Raw genomic sequence first — 17,182 nt, 5'->3', positions numbered from 1 at the left:
CGTCAGGGCGTGCGGGCCAGGAGCTCGTCGAGCCGATCGAGAACCCGCCTGTTGAGGAGGGTGCGGTTGCCCATCTCGCAATGCCCACCCGCACCCTCGGCCTCGGTGAACGGGATGAGAGTCCCCGTGTCGCCGAGCCGATCTCCGAATGTTCCCGCACCGCGTGCGAGGGCATCGCTCTCGGCGGCGGTCACCACGACAGGGCACGAGATACGCTCGCCTACCTCGTCGAGTGTGTACTCGTTCATCTCCGCGAACAGTTCCCGGATGTCCGAGGCGCCGTTGACCCAGAATCCGCGGGCGATGATCTTCCAGCGTAGTGACGGATCCGACTGCACCGCAGCCATGATCGTGTCGGCGTCCTGTGCGCTCATCGAGAGAGGATCGTCGAGGACCTCGGGGGAGAGGCCGAATGCTGCCCCGAGGGCCCGGGTGCCGGCCGCGACGCTCCACTGACCGGGATCGGCGACCACCGCGGCCAGACGATGCTCACCGGATGCTGCGCGCGGCGCGAGATACCCACCGAGACTCCATCCGCTCAGGACGATGCGTTCGGGGTCGACGATGGGGGAGGCCGTCGCATGATCGATCACCGCGCGCACGACCACTTCCCAGTCCGGACGCATCGGCATCTTCTGCTTGTAGAGCATCTCGCCCTGGCCCGGTCCGTCGAACAGGAGACAGTGGTAGCCGCGTCGCAGCGCTGCCACGGCCGATGCGAAGTACATGTCGGTGATCGTGGCGTCGTATCCGTTGGTGAAGACGATGAGCGGCCGCACGCTGTTCTCGTGGCCGGGTGCGGGAATCAGGTAGCCCGGAAGCGTGGTGTCCTCGAACGGAATCCTGGCAACCTTGACGGGTGTGTCCCCGATCGCCAGCCCGGCCTCGAAGGCCGCGACCTGCTTGTCGAAGGCGGCGATCAGACGTGGGTCGACGGGAGATCCGTACAGCGGGTGGTACGCGGTCGCGTAGTAGGCGCTCGCCCGCAGGAACAGCTCGCGTGCCGAGTCGTCGTGCCCGGCGGTCGCGCAGGACTCCGCTTCGGCGACGAGACGGTCCCCGGTCTCGACCCACGCCCGATAGAAGTCCCCGTCGTCACCGTCGCCCACCTGCCGGGCCACTGCGGCGATCTCGCCGAAGTCGGCGCCGCCGTAGGGGATGTAGGCCAGCGGCCAGGTTCCGAACTCGTCGTGCAGATGATCGTGGAACAGCAGACCCATGTCGGTGCTCCTTCGAGCCGAGGTTCGCGAATCGGGGTTCTCCCTGCACGGTGACGGCACGATGACGTCACCGCTACCGGAATCAGCGGCTTTCACCCTCGGTTTCGTCTAACAGGAGCTTCGGCTTCGCTCTCCTATACGGCTACGAGCCCATCCGGTGCCTTCTTCGCCAGGCGTCCGGCGAGGGCCGCGCACACCAGGAGCTGCATCTGGTGGAACAGCATGAGCGGCAGCACGATCAGGCCGATGGGCTGGCCGGGGAACAGCACGATCGCCATGGGCAGACCGGTGGCGAGGGACTTCGTGGAGCCGCAGAAGAGGATCGCGACACGGTCCTGATATTCGAAACCGAGTCCGCGCGACGAGTACCAGGTGAGCGCGAGCACGATCGCGAGCAGCACCGCGCACACACCGACGAGGGCGAGCAGGCGGCCGACCGAGATCATCGACCAGATACCCTCGTTCATGCCGCGGCTGAACGCCACGTACACGACCAGCATGATCGATCCGCGGTCGACGAGTTTGAGCGGCTTGCCGTGGGCCTTCCCCCAGCCGCCGATCCAGCGCCGCAGGAGCTGACCTGCGACGAACGGCACGAGCAACATCAGCACGATGTCGAGCACGGCCGACCCGCTGAAGGTGACGCCCTGGGTGGACATCGTCAGCGCGACCAGCAGTGGAGTCGCGAAGATTCCGATGAGACTCGAGGCGCTGGCCGAGACGATCGAGCCGGGGATGTTGCCGCGCGCCACCGAGACGAGCGCGATGGCGGACTGCACCGTGGACGGCAGCAGGCACAGGTACAGGACGCCGAGATAGAGCGGGTCGCTCAGGATCGACGGCACGAGCACCTTGGCGGCCAGGCCGAGCAGCGGGAAGACGACGAAGGTCGTGGCGAGGATCGTCAGGTGCAGACGCCAGTGCTCGAGACCCTCGATGGTCTCCTGCGTGGACAAGCGCGCGCCGTACAGGAAGAACAGCAGCCCGATGGCGATCTTGGCGGCCCAGTTCACGCCGTCGAGTACGACCCCGTCGGCGGGCAGCAGAGCAGCGACGGCGACGGTGGCGAGGATGGCGAGCAGGAACGGGTCGAGCCGTCCGAGCACGGGGATCTTGGAGAGCACGAATCGACGGTACGGCAGCCGGATGTCATTACAGAAGACGGTCGCCACGTTTTCTGTAATCGCGATTCGTGATGAAATGGGGTGGTGTTCGATCCGGTGCACCTACGGAGCTTCCTGGCCGTCGAGCGGGAGCGCGGCTTCACCGCGGCCGCCCAGCGGCTCGGCCTGCGGCAGTCGACGGTCAGTCAGCACGTCGCGCGACTCGAGAAGGAGATCGGGCGCCGCCTGTTCGTACGCGACACGCACAACGTCGAGCTCACGGCGGACGGCGCCGACATGGTCGCCTTCGCCCGCGAGATCCTCGATCGCCACGATGCCGCCCGCAGGCACTTCTCGGAGTCGCCGCTCAGCGGCCGGCTGCGTTTCGGGGTCTCCGAGGACCTCGTGCTCTACGAGCTGCCGTCGATCCTCGCCGAGTTCCGGCGTAGTCATCCCCGCATCGATCTCGAACTCACGGTGGATCTGAGCGAGGATCTGCAGCGCCGTCTCGACGACAACGAGCTCGATCTGGTCTTCGGCAAGCGTCGACCGGGCAGCCGCCACGGTGAAATGATCTTCAGCGAGCGTCTCGTCTTCCTGTCCGCCCCCGATTACGTCCTCGATCCGGACGAGCCGACACCGCTGGTGTCCTATCCGTCGCCGGCCCTGACCCGCGACATCGCGCTCGAGGTCCTCCAGCGCAGTGGGCGCGGTGTCCGCGTTGCGTGCACGACCGACAGTCTCAACGGTCTGCGCGCTGCAGCGCTCGCGGGACTGGGCGTGGTGCTGCACGCCGAGCGGCTTCCACCACCCGGTCTCGTCCCGGTGCGCGATCCCCAACGATTGCTTCCCGGTGCGGGTGAGATCGAGTTCGTGCTCATGGCGCGTCGTTCCGTACTCAACGGCCCGGAGGCGGCACTGCGGGCGGCCATCCTCGCGAATGCGGATCGTGTGCGCGTGTGACGGTGTCGCGGACGGGTATTCCTGTGCCACGCCCGCTGGGGGCGGCAATGTTCACGCCGCAGGAGGAACCGTGTCCACAGACGCAATCGTGTTGCTGAAGGAAGACCACAAGGAGATCAAGAAACTCTTCCGCGACTTCCGGAAGGCCGAGGGGGAGAAGGAGAAGGGCAAGATCGTCGACAAGATCATCGAAGCCCTCACCGTGCACACCTATCTCGAGAACGAGTGCATGTACCCCGAGGTGCGTTCCCTGCTCCCCGATCTCGAGGACGACATTCTCGAATCGTACGAGGAGCACCACGTCGCCGACGTGCTCGTCATCGAACTGGCCGGGATGAAGCCCGACGCAGAGCGTTTCGACGCGAAGACGACGGTCCTCATCGAGAACGTCGAGCATCACATCGACGAGGAGGAGGACGAGTGGTTCCCCAAGGTGCGCGAGGCGCTCGGCCGTAAGCAGTTGCAGGACATCGGTGCCCGCATGCTCGAGATGAAGGAGGGCGCCCCGCGGTCACCGGCGCAGCCGTCCGCGCTGAAGAAGACGATCGACGCGGTGATCAGCTGACGGTGTGCTGCGGCCGGGCGAGGAAGGCGCCTCGTCCGGCCCGGCTCGCCCGGTAGGCGTCGCGCCGCGTCTCGACGAGCCATCCCGGCCACGGATCGACGAATCCGGGGCAGTGGACGGTCGGATCGAATGATGGCTGCTCCGAATCCTTCTCGGGCAGGTGGCGAGTCAGCGTCAGACGTCCCGCCGCTTCCAGAGGCCCGCGGGCGGAACCCACCAGGAGAGAGAACTCGAGCGGTATCTCGAGTGCCTGCACGGAGGTCGTCGAGGACGGTTGTCGTCCGCGCGGAACGGCGGTGATCCACCGCGGCGCGGGGTCGCTGTCGGTCCGATAGGCCATGAGCGTGCTGTAGCGGGCACTCGACCACGAACGGGCCGGCAGCAGCGCCACCCGGGCCGGCAGATGAGACGATGCGAGCAGGACGTCCCACGGGCCGGTCTTCGTGGCGAAGCGCACCGCGAGACCGAGCACGTCCGGCATGCCGTCCGGTGTGCCGATGGCCCGCGACACCCGGGCGACGACAGGAGTAGGGCGGGGAATCTGCCGCGGCCACCAGGACGACTCGAGTTCGGCAACCCCTTCGAAGGTCGCACCGCGCGGGTGGAACACGCGCGCTCCGCGCAGCGCGGATCCCACTCGGAACGGCACGGACAGCGCCGACGACAGAGCAGTCATGGGGATGGCATACCCGCGATCCGCCGGTTCAATCGCCTTCGTCACTCCTCACCCCGGCAGCGTCCGATTCGGTCACGATGAATACATGCGTTCACCGTTGCCGGATTATCTGACCGAAGTGCTCCGAGGATGCGCCGACAGTTCGGGCGCCCTCGCCGACTACATCCCGGAACTGGCGAGGGCCGACCCGGACCGGTTCGCCCTCACCCTCGTGACCGCCGAAGGTGCGGTGTACTCCGTGGGCGACGACCACACCGAGTTCACGATCCAGTCGATCTCGAAGCCCTTCGTCTACGGTCTTGCGCTGCAACAGAGAGGCTTCGACGCCGTGCTCGACGTGATCGATGTCGAACCCTCCGGGGAGGCGTTCAACGAGGTCTCGCTCGAACGCAACACGGGCCGTCCGCTCAACCCGATGATCAATGCCGGTGCGCTCGCCGCACACGCCCTGGTGCTCGACGGACGGCAACCCGAGGCCTCGGTGGAGGACATCCGTTCTCTGCTGTCGTCCCTGGCCGGTCGCGAGCTGACGATCGACGAGAAGGTCGCGTCGTCGGAGCTCGAGAACTCCTACCGCAATGTCGCCATCGCCAATCTCCTTCGGGGGTACGAGGTTTTCGAGGACGATCCGGACGAGATCGTCGAGGGGTACATCCGGCAGTGTTCGGTGACAGTGACGACCAAGGATCTCGCGATGATGGCCGCGACGCTCGCGGCGGGCGGTGTGCAACCCGTGACGTGCGAGGAGATCTTCTCGCGGGACGTGGTGCGTCAGGTGCTGTCGGTGATGGCGACCTGTGGGATGTACGACGCGGCGGGGGACTGGCTCTCCACCGTCGGTATCCCCGCCAAGAGCGGCGTGTCCGGAGGAATCATAGGAATCCTACCGGGACAGTTGGGTATTGCCGCATACTCGCCGCGCCTCGACGACCACGGCACCAGCGTCCAGGGGGTCGCCGCCTTCGGTCGTCTCTCCCGCGACATGAACTTACATCTGATGGACGCGCCGATGGTCGCGCACTCGGTGTTACGCAGAAGACATGTCATCGGCGAGGGTGACGAGTCTCTCACCTTACTCGAGTTGCAGGGCGACCTCCAGTTCACCAGTTCCGAGGGTCTCGTGACGGCCGTGGTCGATGAGCCTGTGGAGACGAAACGCCTGGTCTTCGACCTGTCCCTCGTCCGTACCATCCTGCCGGTCGGCCGAAGGATGTTGCTGGAGATGATCGGTCGGCTCCACCGGGACGGCGTGGAGGTCGTCGTGATCGACCCCGAAGGGCATCTGCCCGAACCCGACACCGGCTACGGCTTCCGACCGCAGGTTCACACCTCGTGGGAGGACCTGGAGGCGCAGGGGTGAAAGGGCATTCGGCACGAAAGTGACGTGAGGGACGGCTGTGAAGTTTTCCGGAACCACGGGTGGCGTCCACACCGAGCACTGGGCTACGGTGTCGTGCGGTGTGCCCGAGGTTGGTCGGCGAAAGACGCTCGTACCCCACGAAAGAAGATCCATTCATGCCGTTCCGTGAATCCCTCGTCGTCCCCGGAATCGTCCGGGTAGGAGGATGATGGCGTTGCTGACACGTTCGCCCTACCGCTGCCCCGGAGACGGCAGCGTGATCCACCACGCGTGCGCAGGACTGCTGACCTACTGGGAGCGTCCCGTCGAGGAGCACGTCGCCCGCACCTCGCTGGGTGACACCTACGTGCTCACCACGGGTCCTGCGACCGCACCGCCGATCGTGGTGCTCGCGGGTGGCGATCTCCCGGCGGCGGGGCTGCGTCTGCTCGCCGAGCAGTTCGGCGAGCGCCACCGGGTGGTGCTCGTGGATGTCCCGGGCCTTCCCGGTGCGAGCGCGGGCAGCCGGCCCGACAGCCGGATCCACAGCGTCTACGGCCACTGGCTCCTCGAGGGGCTCGATGCACTCGGCGTCGAGCGGATTCCCGTGATCGGTCTCGGCTGGTCGGCCTCCGTGGCCGCTGCGGTGGAGGATCTTGACCGGATCGAGAAGCTGGTGATCGCGGCGCCGCTGGGTCTCGTCCCGCGCGTCCGGTGGAACCGCGCCCTCATCCCCGGCCTGCAGTGGCGCAACGAGCCCAACTTCGAGAACACCGAGCGGTACCTTCGAGCACTCGCGGGATGCGACTACCGGCCCGACGAACAGACCCTACGGTGGTCCTGCCGCGTCGGTGCGTATTGCACGTCGCTGACGAACATGCCCCGCATCGATCGGGCCGTGCTGCGCCGCTGGCGCGGGCGTCCGGTCGAGGTCGTCGTGGGAAGCAAGGACCCCCTCGTACAGGTGGACGCGCTGAACAAGCTGGCCGACGACATGGGTGCTCATTTCGTGGCGCTTCCCGAGGTGGGTCATCTCCTCGCGGTCGAGGCGCCGGCCGCTCTGGCGGCGACGGCCGCAGCCGCAGCGGTAACGGAGAACTGAGAACCGGGACTCGGAAGAATCCGGTCCGGGAGAGTGTGGGTCGAAAGTGGCGGTGCCGGGCTGCCCCCGACGGGCGTAGCTGTCAGTCCGGCATCGCCACTTCCGGTCACCCTCCCAGTGGAACCCGAAGGCTCGAGTACCCACACCAGGGCTGCGATAATCCCCGAATTATTACGTTTTGGTCACGGGGACGCCTACGACCGTACCACCTGAATGCTGTGTCGTTGCAGATGTGTGTATCGGCGCGTCACACATCCGCGATTACGGGGACGCGATCACATCACGCCACGGCTATGTCGGATCACGCCACAGCGGGGCTCCAGTCGACCACCACCGACCGTGCTCCGATGTATTCCAGCAGGTCGCGGACCGGTCCGCCGAAGCGGAGCTGACGGGCGACCTCCAGTTCGTCGAGGTCGTCGTTCTCCGTGCCGACGACGATCCCATCGATCATGCTGCGGGCCGCGGACACGACGAGCGTCTCTTCCTCGGCCACCCGGACCGGTACATCGTTCTCGCCCGCCACCGCGCCGACCGCCACGGCCACGTAGTCCCTGTCCTCGTCCGCGTCGTGATACGCGACCAGGCGGCCATGCAGCACGGACTCGGGCAGGATGCGGTCGAGCGTTACGCCCGAGGGAACGCGCTCGTCCTCGGGACGGATGCTCGGGCCGGCTGCGGCCGGTGTGGCCGGGGATGCCGTGGGCTGCGCGGCTGCGTACAGGGGCACGCGCCGAGACGTCCAGCCGAAGTAGGTTTCGCGTTGCGCATACATCGCACCTGCGCCTCCTCGATAGGACTTCGTCTCTACCTCCAGTGTGCTCCGGGCCACCGACACGTTTGTCGGTTCCGAAGGAGGGGTCGTAGGAGCTAGTCGCGCGAGGCCCGGACGCCGGGTGAGACGAGCAGTCGGCCGAGGACCGCGAAGAGCGCGAGGATCACCAGCGAGCAGATCCCGGCGAGGGCGGCACCGCCCACGACCAGGGCGTAGTCGCTGCGCGCGAGACCGTCCACGATGGGCCTTCCCACCCCGCCGAAGCTCACTGCCGCGGCGATCGTGGCGGTCGCGACGATCTGCACGGCGGCGGTGCGCAGGCCGACGAGGATCAGCGGCAAGGCCACCGGCAGCTGGGCCCGCAGCAGGATCTGGGACGAGGTCATCCCCATCCCGCGGGCGGCGTCGGTCAGCGCCGGGTCGATCCCGCGGATCCCTTCGTAGGAGTTCAACAGGATGGGTGGGATCGCGAGTGCCACCAGCGGCACCATCACCGGAACGAGCCCGATCCCGTACAGCACGACCAGCAACACGAGCAGGCCGTAGGTGGGGAGGGCGCGTGCGGCGTTCGCTGTGAGCGACACGAGCACACCGCCGCGGCCCGTGTGCCCGGTCCACAGGCCGAGCGGCAACGCGAGGAGCACGGAGATCACGAACGCGAGCAGGGTATAGCCGAAGTGCTGGGCCAGTCGCGTCGGGATCCCGGACGCGCCCGACCAGTTCGCGGAGTCGCCGAAGTATTCGGCCAGATAGTTCAGCAGCGTCGTCATCGGCGCACCTTCGAGGTGCGGTGCATCCACGGCGTGGCGAGACGCTGGACGAGCACGAGCACCGCGTCGACGACCAGTGCCATCACGACGGTCGCGATGATGCCGATGATCGCCAGATCGAGTCGGTCGAGCTGCACCGAGGCGGTGAACAACGCGCCGAAGGCACCCATGCCGATCAGCGCTCCGACGCTCACCATGCTGATGTTCGCGACCGTCGCGACCCGCAGCCCCGCGATGACCGCGGGGATCGCCAGCGGCAGGGCGACGGTGAGCAACCGGCGCGGCGTCGAGAATCCCATCGCCACCGCCGACTGGCGGACACTGTCGGGCACAGCACGCAATCCGTCGACGACGTTCGGAACGAGGCCCGCCAGCGCGTAGACGGCCAGCGGAAGGATCACGGTGGTCCGGCTGATCCCGGTGAACGCGATGAGCAGGACGAAGAAGGCAAGCGACGGAATCGAATACAGGACACTGCAAACCGCGAGCACCGGGGCGTACACCCGCGGCCACCGCACGCACGCGAGGCCCAGCGGCAGAGCGAGGACGAGGCCGAGCAGCGACGCGCCGAGGGCCATGACGAGATGATCGCCGAGCAGTTCCCAGAACGTCCCGAGATAGCCGGGAATCCGCAGGCTCACCGCAACTTCCGCATCGCGAGCGGAGACGGGGTGCCGGCCTCCCTGTGGTTGTGCGCCGCGCGGACCGCCGCGGTCACCTCTTCGCCACTGATCACCCCGAGCGCACGTCCGTGGTCGTCCACCGCCACGGCATGGCCCGACGGTGAGAGCACGGCCGCGTCGAGCACGACGCGCAGCGGATCCCGCCCGGGAACGAACGGCTTTCCGGCCGGCAGGAATTCTGCATCGGCACTGCCGTCTCGCCACCCCGTCGGGCGTCCGTCGTCGTCGACGACGAGAAGCCAGCCGTCGCCGACGGCGAGTTCGGCGGCATCGCGGGTGACGATCGGATCGGTGCGCAACGGCAGGTCGGCGGACGAGAAGAACGACATGAGTCGCACACCGCGGTCGACGCCGAGGAATCCGGCGACGAAATCGTCGGCGGGGGAGGTGAGAAGCTCCTCCGGAGTCGCGTACTGGGCGAGCACCCCGCCCGGCCGCAGGACGGCCACGCGGTCGCCGAGCTTGATCGCCTCGTCGATGTCGTGGGTGACGAGCACGATCGTCTTGGCCAGCACCGATTGCAGGCGCAGGAGTTCGTCCTGCAGATCCTTGCGGACCACGGGATCGACCGCGGAGAACGGCTCGTCCATCAACAGGATCGGAGGATCGGCCGCCAGCGCGCGTGCCACACCGACACGCTGCTGCTGCCCGCCGGACAGCTGAGCAGGATAGCGTTGCGCCAGTTCTTTTCCGAGGCCGACTCGGGTGAGCACGTCCATCGCGGTCGCGCGGGCCTCCTTACGGCTCCCGCCGCGCAACCGGGGCACGGTGGCGACGTTGTCGATCACTGTGCGATGGGGGAACAGCCCGGCGTGCTGGATGACGTATCCGATGCCGCGGCGCAGGATCCGGGGATCCTCGTCCCGGACGTCGCGGCCCCCGACGAGCACACGCCCGCTCGAGGGCTCGACCATCCGGTTGATCATGCGCAACGAGGTGGTCTTCCCACACCCCGACGGCCCGACGAACACCGTCAGGGTGCCCGTCGGGACTTCCAGCGAGAGTCCGTCGACGGCGACGGTCCCGTCGGGATAACGCTTCCCGACGCTGTCGAATGTGATCACGTGGCACCGACTTCCGTCAGTTCAGATCGTTCTGCTGCAGCCACTCCTCGGCGACGACGTCGATGTCGCGACCGTCGGTGACCACCTGTCCGACCAGGACGACGAGGGTGTCGGTGGTGAGCTTGTCGGACACGGCGTCGATCTTCGCGACGTGGTCGTCGTCGAGATCGGCGCGATGCACCAGCGGGGTGACGTTCTGGGCTCCGAAGACCGATTCCGGGTCCTCCAGCGCAACAAACGGTTCGGTGCTCAGCGACGGATCGGTGGTGAAGATGTTCGCGGCCTGCACGGTGCCGTCCGAGAGCGCGCGGATGGTGATGGGGCCACCGGTGTCGGTGGGGACGAATTCGCGGAACTCGACCCCGTACACCTCACGCAGACCCACGACACCTTGCTGACGCGTCTCGAACTCGGGCGGTCCGCCGAGGACGAGTTCGCCGGCGACCGGCGCGAGATCGGCGATGCTCACAAGGTTGTAGCGCTGCGCGGTCTCCTCGGTGACGACGAGGGCGTCCTTGTTCTCACCGGGGGCGGAGGCCAGGATCTCGAGCCCGTCCGGAAGGGCTTCGGACAGGGCCGCATTGACGTCCTCCGTCGTCGAGGCGGTGCTGTCGGGGTCGACCCGCGCGAGCAGTGCGCCGTTGTACTCCGGGACGAGCGTGATGGCACCCGAGGCGACCTGGTCGTAGTAGATCTCGCGGCTGCCGATGTTGAACTGGCGGGGGACCTCCGCCCCCGTGCTCTCGAGCGCCTGCGAGTAGATCTCCGCGAGCAGGACGTTCTCCGGGAAGTTCGCCGAACCGACGACGATCGCGCCTCCGTCCGCTGTGTCTCCGGCGAGGGGATCCTCGTCTCCGCCGCCGGAACAGGCGGCCAGGGCGAATACGGACACGGCGAGAAGCGCGGTGGTGCGTGCGAAGCGTTTCACGGGTTGCTCCCTCGGATGCGGCACGGTCGGTTTTCGACTCTATCCCGGCGGATACCCACTGTGCCGGATTTGTCACGAGTGGATCACCAGTCGTCGCCGGCACGCTCCGAGGTCGTGAGGGCGAGGATGCCGCTCTCGAGACGGTATCGGCTCATCGAGTCCAGCGCGGGGGTATAGGCGTGCACGGTCACCGCCGGGACGGGACCGTCGTTGACGACCTCGTGCACGTGCCGATCGTCGAATCGACGCGTGACACCCGTCGACAGATGGGTGCGGGAGAGCGTCACGCGTTGCCCGGGAGGATCTTCCGACCACGGCTGGTCGACGGTGTCCTCCCGGACCTGTCCCTGCGCGACGGCGAATGCACCGGCACTCCCACCGTGATCGTGGATCCCGGTGCGCTGCCCGGGAAGCCAGCTCAGCAACCACACCTCGTAGTCGTCGGCGACGGCGAGCCGGGTGTACCAGCGTTCGGTCTCGTCGAAGCGGACGAGCGGACGCCAGCGGGAGACGTCCGCGGCGATGTCACGGACGATCTCGGCGAGATCGACGCGCACGGAGGGGGACAGAAGAGCAGCAGCCATCGTGGTTCCTCGAAACGGGAGCCGGACGGGATCGTAGGGTCGTCCGGGCAGGGGAAGTGGGTCGGGCCGGGATCAACGACAGGCGCGACAACCACAGAAACCACCGGCGATGCGGACGTAGTCCACATGAAGCCTGCGATGCCGCAGGGTCGCCGAAAGACGCATGTCGCTCACTTCAGCGGCCGGATGCGGCACTGTCAAGATTTTCACTCGTGTGACGTTCGGATCAACCGGGCCGGATTGCGTCGCCGTACGGGCTCGTCGCGCGCGTCGCCGAACAGCAACGGTGCTGCGTACGGGCGGTCCGAACCGAGCACGACGCGGTCGGGGCCGAGTCCGGACGCCACGGCCTCGACGATCTCGGGACCGTACGACGAGGTGTCGACGAACACTCCGGCCGACGGGACCGTCGCCGGTCCGCCGCGCGCGGCCATCCGGTCGGCGTGCAGCGGCGCGAGCCCGGCGAGCATCGCGAACCCCACGCGCAGTCCGGGGAGGCGAGGGGCCCCGTACTCGTGCCAGGCGAACCACGCGGTGTGCATCTGCGCCACGTACGACACCATCGCCGGCCACCACGGCGGAGCCGACGGATCGGCCGCGGCGGGCCCGGGATGCACGAACAGGGGAGCACCGACGCGGTCGAGTTCGTCGAGGAGCGGGGCGCACCGCGCGTAGCCGTCGGCATCCGCCAACGCGGTGGCGGGAAGCTGGAGACCGACGCATCCCGCCCCGAGCACCTCGCGCAGCGCCGCGGGATCGGGATCGTCGACCGACGCTGCCGCCCACGCCCCGAACGGGTGCGGCAGCGCGAGCACTCCCTCGTGGTAGGCGTCGAGCAGGCCGGCCCCGTCGGCTGCGAGAAGCGTTTCGATCCCCAGCGGGCTCGACAACGACACCAGCGCCAAGTCGATGCCGTCCTGCGCCGCGAGCTCGGCCCGCCGGGCGATCGAGTGATCCTCCGGTCGCACCTCGTACGGGGGTTCGCCGCCGAGGTACAGCGTCCATCCGACGAGCCGCGGCGCACGGGTGCGTGCCCGTAACGCAGCGACGAGTGGTGCCGGCCAGACGTGCTGGTGGACGTCGACGCGGGGAACGGTCATGCCGTCAGGATGGCAGACCGCCCGCCCGCTGTCCGTTGTCCGCGTCGCCTACTGTCCCGCGCCGCGGGGAACCCATCGTTCGTGCAGCTGTCCGCGCCGGATACCCGGACTCGTCCCGGGCGTCGCGAGAGCGGGGGTGGGTGCCGAGTGACGGCTTCCGACCACCGGCTGCGATCCGGATGCCGGGTCGGCGTGGAACTGCTCGCCGTACTCCGATGGGGGATCGGGCAGGCGGCGCGGCCGATCGATCCGGTACGGATCGTCGTGGTTCCTGCCGGTTCCCTTGAGCAGGCTGGTCGGCAGGTAGATGCTCGCAGTGATGCCGGCATTGGTGGACGAGTCGAAGGTCGGACGCAGACGCACCGTGATGTCGTGACGATCGGCGAGGCGCGCGACCACGAACAGACCCATTCGCCGTGCGGCGCCGGATCCGGCTTCGCCGTCCGAACCCAGCCGCATGTTGATGTCGGCGAGTTCATCTGCGGGAATACTGATTCCACGGTCGGCGATCTCGAGGAGGAGGCCGCCGTCGACGGCGCGGGAGAACGCGAATGCCACGGTGCTCTCGGGCGGTGAGGCGCGCAGTGCGTTGTCGAGGAGCTCGGCGATCATGTGGACGACGTCGGTGACGGCGCTGCCGACCAGATTGCCGTCCGGCGCATTTCCGATGTTCACGCGCTGGTAGTTCTCGACCTGCGAGAGGGATGCGCGCAGGACGTCGACGAGCGGTGTGTCGGGGACGCGGCCGAGGCGCTGGCGGGGACCGGCGAGGACGAGCAGCGAGTCGCCCGTGCGCCGCATGCGGGCGGCGAGGTGGTCGAGCGCGAACAGGTTCTGCAGACGCGTCGGGTCGCGCTCTTCGTGTTCGAGCGAATCGATCAGCGCCAGTTGATGTTCCACGAGCGTCTTGTTGCGGCGGGCGAGCGTTTCGAGCATCTCGTTGACCTGCCGGCGCAGCTGGGCCTGCTCGCCGGCCAGACGTAGGGCACCTTCGTTCATGCTGTCGACGGCGCGCGCCACCTCGCCGATCTCCTCGCGGGTGTAGACGCGGATCGGATCCAGTGTGACGGATTCGATCTCGGCGCCGTCCTTGATCGCAGCGAGTGCGGCGGGCAGATCCTGTTCGGCGGTGCGCAGGGTGTCGTCGCGCAGTCGGCGCAACGGCCGGACGAGCGACATCGCGATCACGATCGCCAGGGCGAGGGCGAGCGCGAGGACGATCGCGATACCGATGGCGTTCTTGAGGGCTTCGGCGCGTGCTTCGGCCGCGAGGTCGTCGAGGGCGGCCACGGCTCGGGGCGCGGAACCGGCGACCTCCTCCTGGTAGATCATGAGGCTCTCGAAGAGCGACCCGCGCAGAGCGGCGACGTTGCCCGCTTCGTTGTCGAGGTTGGCCGTGAGGCTGCGGCGATTCTCGAGCTGGGTCATCAGACCGTCGACCCGGGAGGAGTCGGCGGTCTCGTTCTCGACGAAGGTGTCACGGAGGACGGCCAGTCGCGCGGACTCGACACCGAGGGCGTTGTTCCACATGAGCAGGGCACCGTCGGTTCCGGCGCTCAGCGCGGAGTATGCGAGGACCTGGTCGAGCAGGGACCACTGGGTGTCCCACAGGTCGAGAAGTGTCGCGCTCTCGCGCTGGACGGTGGGGTCGTCCGTGGTGGTGGTGATGGCGCGGTAGGCAGCCTGGGCGCGGCTGACGAATCCTTCGGCGCGCTCGCTGGCCACGGTCGGTGCCAGGGTTCCCGACGACGCGCTGTCGAGCAGGCTCTCGCCCTCGGCGAGCATGCGGTTGATCATCGCCGCGATCTGCGGATCGAGATCCTTCGCGTCGATGTGGTCGCGCAGCGTCGCGGCGGATTCGCGGGCGACCTGGGCGCCGTTGTCGACGGGCAGTGACAGGATCGTCGCTGCCGCGGCGCCGGTGACACTGGTGGCGTAGTCGGCGAGGGTCGGCAGGATGGAGACGTTCTCGGCGGCGGCGCTGTAGGCGTCGTTCTCCTGGTAGAGGTCGTAGACGCGGAGCGAGCCGTACAGGGTCGCTGCGACGATGGGGACGGCGACGACCGCGGTCATCCTGCGCCACAGACGCCAGTTGTCCGGCGTGTACTGCCGGAATTTCCTCATGACACTCACAACGTTTCGCCCCCCGAGACTCTCTACCTGCCTGAGTCGGCGGCCGGCCGAAACTGGACTTCGGCAAGTAAAGAACTTCGCCTTGGAAATTCGGGCCAGGGCGAATCACGGTTCGCTGCCGTCAGGACGTGGGTCAGAGTAGGTAGTACTTCGCTGCGCTCACAAGATCGCCGTCCAAGTCCGATAGCTGGTATTCGATCTTGTGTATACATCACGGTCGTGCGCTACGATGCCGCCGGAATTTCCCGTTCCGCCGGGTTTCGATGTCAGGGGGGCGCATGGATCTGCGACGGGTCGATCTCAACCTGCTCGTCGTCCTCGAAGTCCTGCTCTCCGAACGCAATGTCACGCGCGCGGCGCGGCGACTGAACATGTCGCAACCGGCGACGAGTACGGCTCTCGCCCGGTTGCGCAAGCAATTCGACGATCCGCTTCTCGTGAAGAGCGGCCGCACACTGCGTCCCACCGTGCGCGCCCAGGCGATCGTCGAACCGCTCCGCGAGGTGCTGCGGACCCTCGAGCGCTCGGTACTGGCTGCGCCCGGCTTCGATCCCGCGACGGATTCACGCACCTTCACCATCATGACCGGCGACTACGCCGCGATCACCCTCCTGCGTCTGCTGGTCCGGGGGAGCACCCCGGCCGGCATCCGTTTCGATCTGCTGCCGTTCAACGGTGCCGGTCTCGATGCCTTCCGCCGGTTCGAGATCGATCTCGCGGTGCTACCGGAACACGTGCTCGAATCCCCGGAGTTCGAGAGCTGCCGGAGGCAGGTCGTGCTGACCGACAGACTCGTCGGGGCGGTCTGGTCCGGGCACCCGTACACCGGCACCAAGCTCACCCGCGAAGTGCTCGGCCGCTACCCGTTGCTGTCCTACGCGCAGTATTCCGACGACACCAACCTCGGCCGCGCTCTGCTGCGTGCGGGGGCGGTGGCCCAGGTCGGCGCGACCAGCGGCAACCTCGCGGTGCTTCCGTACGCCCTGGAGAACACCCGCATGGTCACGTTCCTGCCCGAGCGCTTGGCCCGGCACCTCGCCGAGATGGCGTTCCTGCGCATCCTGGAACCGACCTTCCAGTTGCCGCCCCTGCGCGAATTCGCGGTCTGGCACGCCGAGCGCGATGCGGATCCCGCGCACGCCTGGCTCCGTGCGCAGCTCGACCCGATCGGGCGTCGCCGCGTCGCAGCACAGGCAGGCTGACGACGACGAACGCTGCGGACCGGCCCGTTCGACGGGGTTCGATCCGCAGCGTTCGAGTGGATCCGACGAGGTCAGCGTCCCGATCGACGCTGGAGGATCACCGCGATGACCACGACGAGAATCGCGACCACTCCGACCGGCGCGACCCGCGTCGCGACCGATCCCTTCGCGTACTGCATGAGGTCGAGCGGTTCGGCCTCGGGCTGCGGGGGCGCGGCCGGGGAGGGAGTCGTCGATGGCGTGAGAGGCGTCGAGGTCATCGCCGGTGCCGGTGAGGCGCTCACCGGGCTGGGTGGAACCGACTCGTTCGGCCGCGTCTGCGCGGAGTCGTCGTCCCCGGCGCCGGGCCCGACGAATGCTCCACCGGCCGGCTCGTCGCCCGAACCCGCGGCGGTGAGCGGCGGGCTCGCCGGCACGGACTCGTTGGGCTGCGACTCGGCTGCCTCAGCGGTCGCCGCGGAGGAGGAGGACACAGAGGAGGACGTGGAGGAGGCCGCCGCTTCGGGTCCGAGCTTCTTCGACAGGCAGTCCGCGAACTGCTCGAGGATCTTCCCACCGACATCCGAGATCATCCCCCGCCCGAACTGGGCGGGCTTGCCGGTGATCTTCATGTCGGTGCTCACGATGCCGTCGGTGCGGTCGCCGTCGCCGGTGAGGGTGACGGTGATGGTCGCGGCCACCGTGCCGTTGCCTCGGGTGTCCTTCGCATTGGCCTCGATGACCGCCCGGCGGGCGCTCTCGTCCTTTTCGACGTACACGCCGGTGCCCTTGAACGTGAGCGCCACCGGTCCGAGCTTCACCTTGACGGTCCCGGTGAACGTGTCGCCGTCGACCCCGGTGAGCGTCGCGCCGGGCATGCACGGCGCGACCTTCTCCGGATTCAGCAGGGCGGTCCACACCTCGTCGACCGGGGCGGGAACGGACAGTGTGTGTTCGAGTTGCATGAGGTCCTCAAGTTCGTAGGTGGTCCGGGAT

Annotated in this window: 17 protein-coding genes; 5 read left to right on the top strand and 12 right to left on the bottom strand. The window is 67.9% G+C overall.

Annotated features, from left to right (window positions below; translation table 11 throughout):
- Positions 1-2 precede the first annotated feature (2 nt).
- Both IM25_RS05790 and IM25_RS05785 read right to left on the bottom strand, forming a co-directional pair.
- Positions 3-1,220: an alpha/beta hydrolase gene (locus tag IM25_RS05790; RefSeq protein ID WP_065995853.1), complete on the bottom strand. Its 1,218-nt coding sequence runs from the start codon at positions 1,218-1,220 to the stop codon at positions 3-5.
- Positions 1,221-1,354: 134 nt separating this feature from the next.
- Positions 1,355-2,344 carry a bile acid:sodium symporter family protein gene (locus tag IM25_RS05785; RefSeq protein WP_065996477.1) on the bottom strand — a complete coding sequence of 330 codons (990 nt, stop codon included), beginning with the start codon at positions 2,342-2,344 and terminating at the stop codon, positions 1,355-1,357.
- A gap of 84 nt (positions 2,345-2,428) precedes the next feature.
- Between IM25_RS05785 and IM25_RS05780 the strand changes: the two genes are divergently transcribed.
- Complete coding sequence (locus tag IM25_RS05780) at positions 2,429-3,286, top strand: LysR family transcriptional regulator (protein WP_033097578.1); 858 nt, start codon at positions 2,429-2,431, stop codon at positions 3,284-3,286.
- Between the two features lie 70 nt (positions 3,287-3,356).
- The gene (locus IM25_RS05775) at positions 3,357-3,851 is read left to right on the top strand and encodes a hemerythrin domain-containing protein (protein ID WP_006550785.1); all 495 of its coding nucleotides are present in this window, start codon (positions 3,357-3,359) and stop codon (positions 3,849-3,851) included.
- Here IM25_RS05775 and IM25_RS05770 read toward each other — a convergent pair.
- Positions 3,844-4,527: a phosphodiesterase gene (locus IM25_RS05770; RefSeq protein ID WP_033097577.1), complete on the bottom strand. Its 684-nt coding sequence runs from the start codon at positions 4,525-4,527 to the stop codon at positions 3,844-3,846. The genes IM25_RS05775 and IM25_RS05770 overlap by 8 nt on opposite strands.
- An 85-nt stretch (positions 4,528-4,612) precedes the next feature.
- Here IM25_RS05770 and IM25_RS05765 point away from each other — a divergent pair, with 85 nt between their 5' ends.
- Positions 4,613-5,887: a glutaminase gene (locus tag IM25_RS05765; RefSeq protein WP_024102450.1), complete on the top strand. Its 1,275-nt coding sequence runs from the start codon at positions 4,613-4,615 to the stop codon at positions 5,885-5,887.
- Positions 5,888-6,095: 208 nt separating this feature from the next.
- Positions 6,096-6,968 (top strand): alpha/beta fold hydrolase, encoded by an 873-nt coding sequence (locus IM25_RS05760; RefSeq protein WP_065995852.1) that lies wholly within the window; start codon positions 6,096-6,098, stop codon positions 6,966-6,968.
- A 301-nt stretch (positions 6,969-7,269) separates the two neighbouring features.
- Here the strand turns inward: IM25_RS05760 and IM25_RS05755 are convergent, their stop codons facing one another.
- The 8 genes from IM25_RS05755 to IM25_RS05720 form a co-directional block, all read right to left on the bottom strand.
- Positions 7,270-7,743 carry a hypothetical protein gene (locus IM25_RS05755; RefSeq protein WP_033097541.1) on the bottom strand — a complete coding sequence of 158 codons (474 nt, stop codon included), beginning with the start codon at positions 7,741-7,743 and terminating at the stop codon, positions 7,270-7,272.
- Positions 7,744-7,838: 95 nt separating this feature from the next.
- A complete protein-coding gene (locus IM25_RS05750) occupies positions 7,839-8,513 on the bottom strand; it encodes an ABC transporter permease (RefSeq protein ID WP_006550780.1) in 675 nt (224 codons plus the stop codon).
- Positions 8,510-9,154, bottom strand: coding sequence for an ABC transporter permease (locus IM25_RS05745; RefSeq protein ID WP_065995851.1), 645 nt, complete (start codon positions 9,152-9,154; stop codon positions 8,510-8,512). The genes IM25_RS05750 and IM25_RS05745 overlap by 4 nt, the downstream gene beginning before the upstream one ends.
- Positions 9,151-10,260 (bottom strand): ABC transporter ATP-binding protein, encoded by a 1,110-nt coding sequence (locus IM25_RS05740; RefSeq protein ID WP_065995850.1) that lies wholly within the window; start codon positions 10,258-10,260, stop codon positions 9,151-9,153. Before IM25_RS05740 ends, IM25_RS05745 begins: the two co-directional genes overlap by 4 nt.
- Before the next feature lie 16 nt (positions 10,261-10,276).
- The gene (locus IM25_RS05735) at positions 10,277-11,188 is read right to left on the bottom strand and encodes an ABC transporter substrate-binding protein (RefSeq protein ID WP_065995849.1); all 912 of its coding nucleotides are present in this window, start codon (positions 11,186-11,188) and stop codon (positions 10,277-10,279) included.
- Positions 11,189-11,271: 83 nt separating this feature from the next.
- Positions 11,272-11,772 (bottom strand): cysteine dioxygenase, encoded by a 501-nt coding sequence (locus IM25_RS05730; RefSeq protein ID WP_033097539.1) that lies wholly within the window; start codon positions 11,770-11,772, stop codon positions 11,272-11,274.
- Positions 11,773-11,978: 206 nt separating this feature from the next.
- Positions 11,979-12,872: an amidohydrolase family protein gene (locus IM25_RS05725; RefSeq protein ID WP_033097538.1), complete on the bottom strand. Its 894-nt coding sequence runs from the start codon at positions 12,870-12,872 to the stop codon at positions 11,979-11,981.
- A 48-nt stretch (positions 12,873-12,920) separates the two neighbouring features.
- The gene (locus IM25_RS05720) at positions 12,921-14,996 is read right to left on the bottom strand and encodes a sensor histidine kinase (RefSeq protein WP_065995848.1); all 2,076 of its coding nucleotides are present in this window, start codon (positions 14,994-14,996) and stop codon (positions 12,921-12,923) included.
- 287 nt (positions 14,997-15,283) lie between these two features.
- Here IM25_RS05720 and IM25_RS05715 point away from each other — a divergent pair, with 287 nt between their 5' ends.
- Complete coding sequence (locus tag IM25_RS05715) at positions 15,284-16,207, top strand: LysR family transcriptional regulator (RefSeq protein ID WP_006550773.1); 924 nt, start codon at positions 15,284-15,286, stop codon at positions 16,205-16,207.
- Between the two features lie 71 nt (positions 16,208-16,278).
- Here IM25_RS05715 and IM25_RS05710 read toward each other — a convergent pair whose 3' ends face one another.
- Positions 16,279-17,151 carry an SRPBCC family protein gene (locus IM25_RS05710; protein WP_033097536.1) on the bottom strand — a complete coding sequence of 291 codons (873 nt, stop codon included), beginning with the start codon at positions 17,149-17,151 and terminating at the stop codon, positions 16,279-16,281.
- Positions 17,152-17,182: the final 31 nt, after the last annotated feature.

This window comes from Rhodococcus sp. p52, from assembly GCF_000763325.2.
GTDB lineage: Bacteria > Actinomycetota > Actinomycetes > Mycobacteriales > Mycobacteriaceae > Rhodococcus > Rhodococcus pyridinivorans.
The sequence above is the reverse complement of the archived record's forward strand: the minus strand, read 5'-3'. Positions and strand labels throughout refer to the sequence as shown.

Bases quoted from the DNA above. Each gene is read 5' to 3' on its own strand.
- IM25_RS05730 (WP_033097539.1), bottom strand. From the start codon at position 11,772: ATGGCTGCTGCTCTTCTGTCCCCCTCCGTGCGCGTCGATCTCGCCGAG.
- IM25_RS05755 (WP_033097541.1), bottom strand. From the start codon at position 7,743: ATGTATGCGCAACGCGAAACCTACTTCGGCTGGACGTCTCGGCGCGTG.
- IM25_RS05710 (WP_033097536.1), bottom strand. From the start codon at position 17,151: ATGCAACTCGAACACACACTGTCCGTTCCCGCCCCGGTCGACGAGGTG.
- IM25_RS05760 (WP_065995852.1), top strand. From the start codon at position 6,096: ATGGCGTTGCTGACACGTTCGCCCTACCGCTGCCCCGGAGACGGCAGC.
- IM25_RS05770 (WP_033097577.1), bottom strand. From the start codon at position 4,527: ATGACTGCTCTGTCGTCGGCGCTGTCCGTGCCGTTCCGAGTGGGATCC.
- IM25_RS05715 (WP_006550773.1), top strand. From the start codon at position 15,284: ATGGATCTGCGACGGGTCGATCTCAACCTGCTCGTCGTCCTCGAAGTC.
- IM25_RS05725 (WP_033097538.1), bottom strand. From the start codon at position 12,872: ATGACCGTTCCCCGCGTCGACGTCCACCAGCACGTCTGGCCGGCACCA.
- IM25_RS05790 (WP_065995853.1), bottom strand. From the start codon at position 1,220: ATGGGTCTGCTGTTCCACGATCATCTGCACGACGAGTTCGGAACCTGG.
- IM25_RS05765 (WP_024102450.1), top strand. From the start codon at position 4,613: ATGCGTTCACCGTTGCCGGATTATCTGACCGAAGTGCTCCGAGGATGC.
- IM25_RS05750 (WP_006550780.1), bottom strand. From the start codon at position 8,513: ATGACGACGCTGCTGAACTATCTGGCCGAATACTTCGGCGACTCCGCG.
- IM25_RS05720 (WP_065995848.1), bottom strand. From the start codon at position 14,996: ATGAGGAAATTCCGGCAGTACACGCCGGACAACTGGCGTCTGTGGCGC.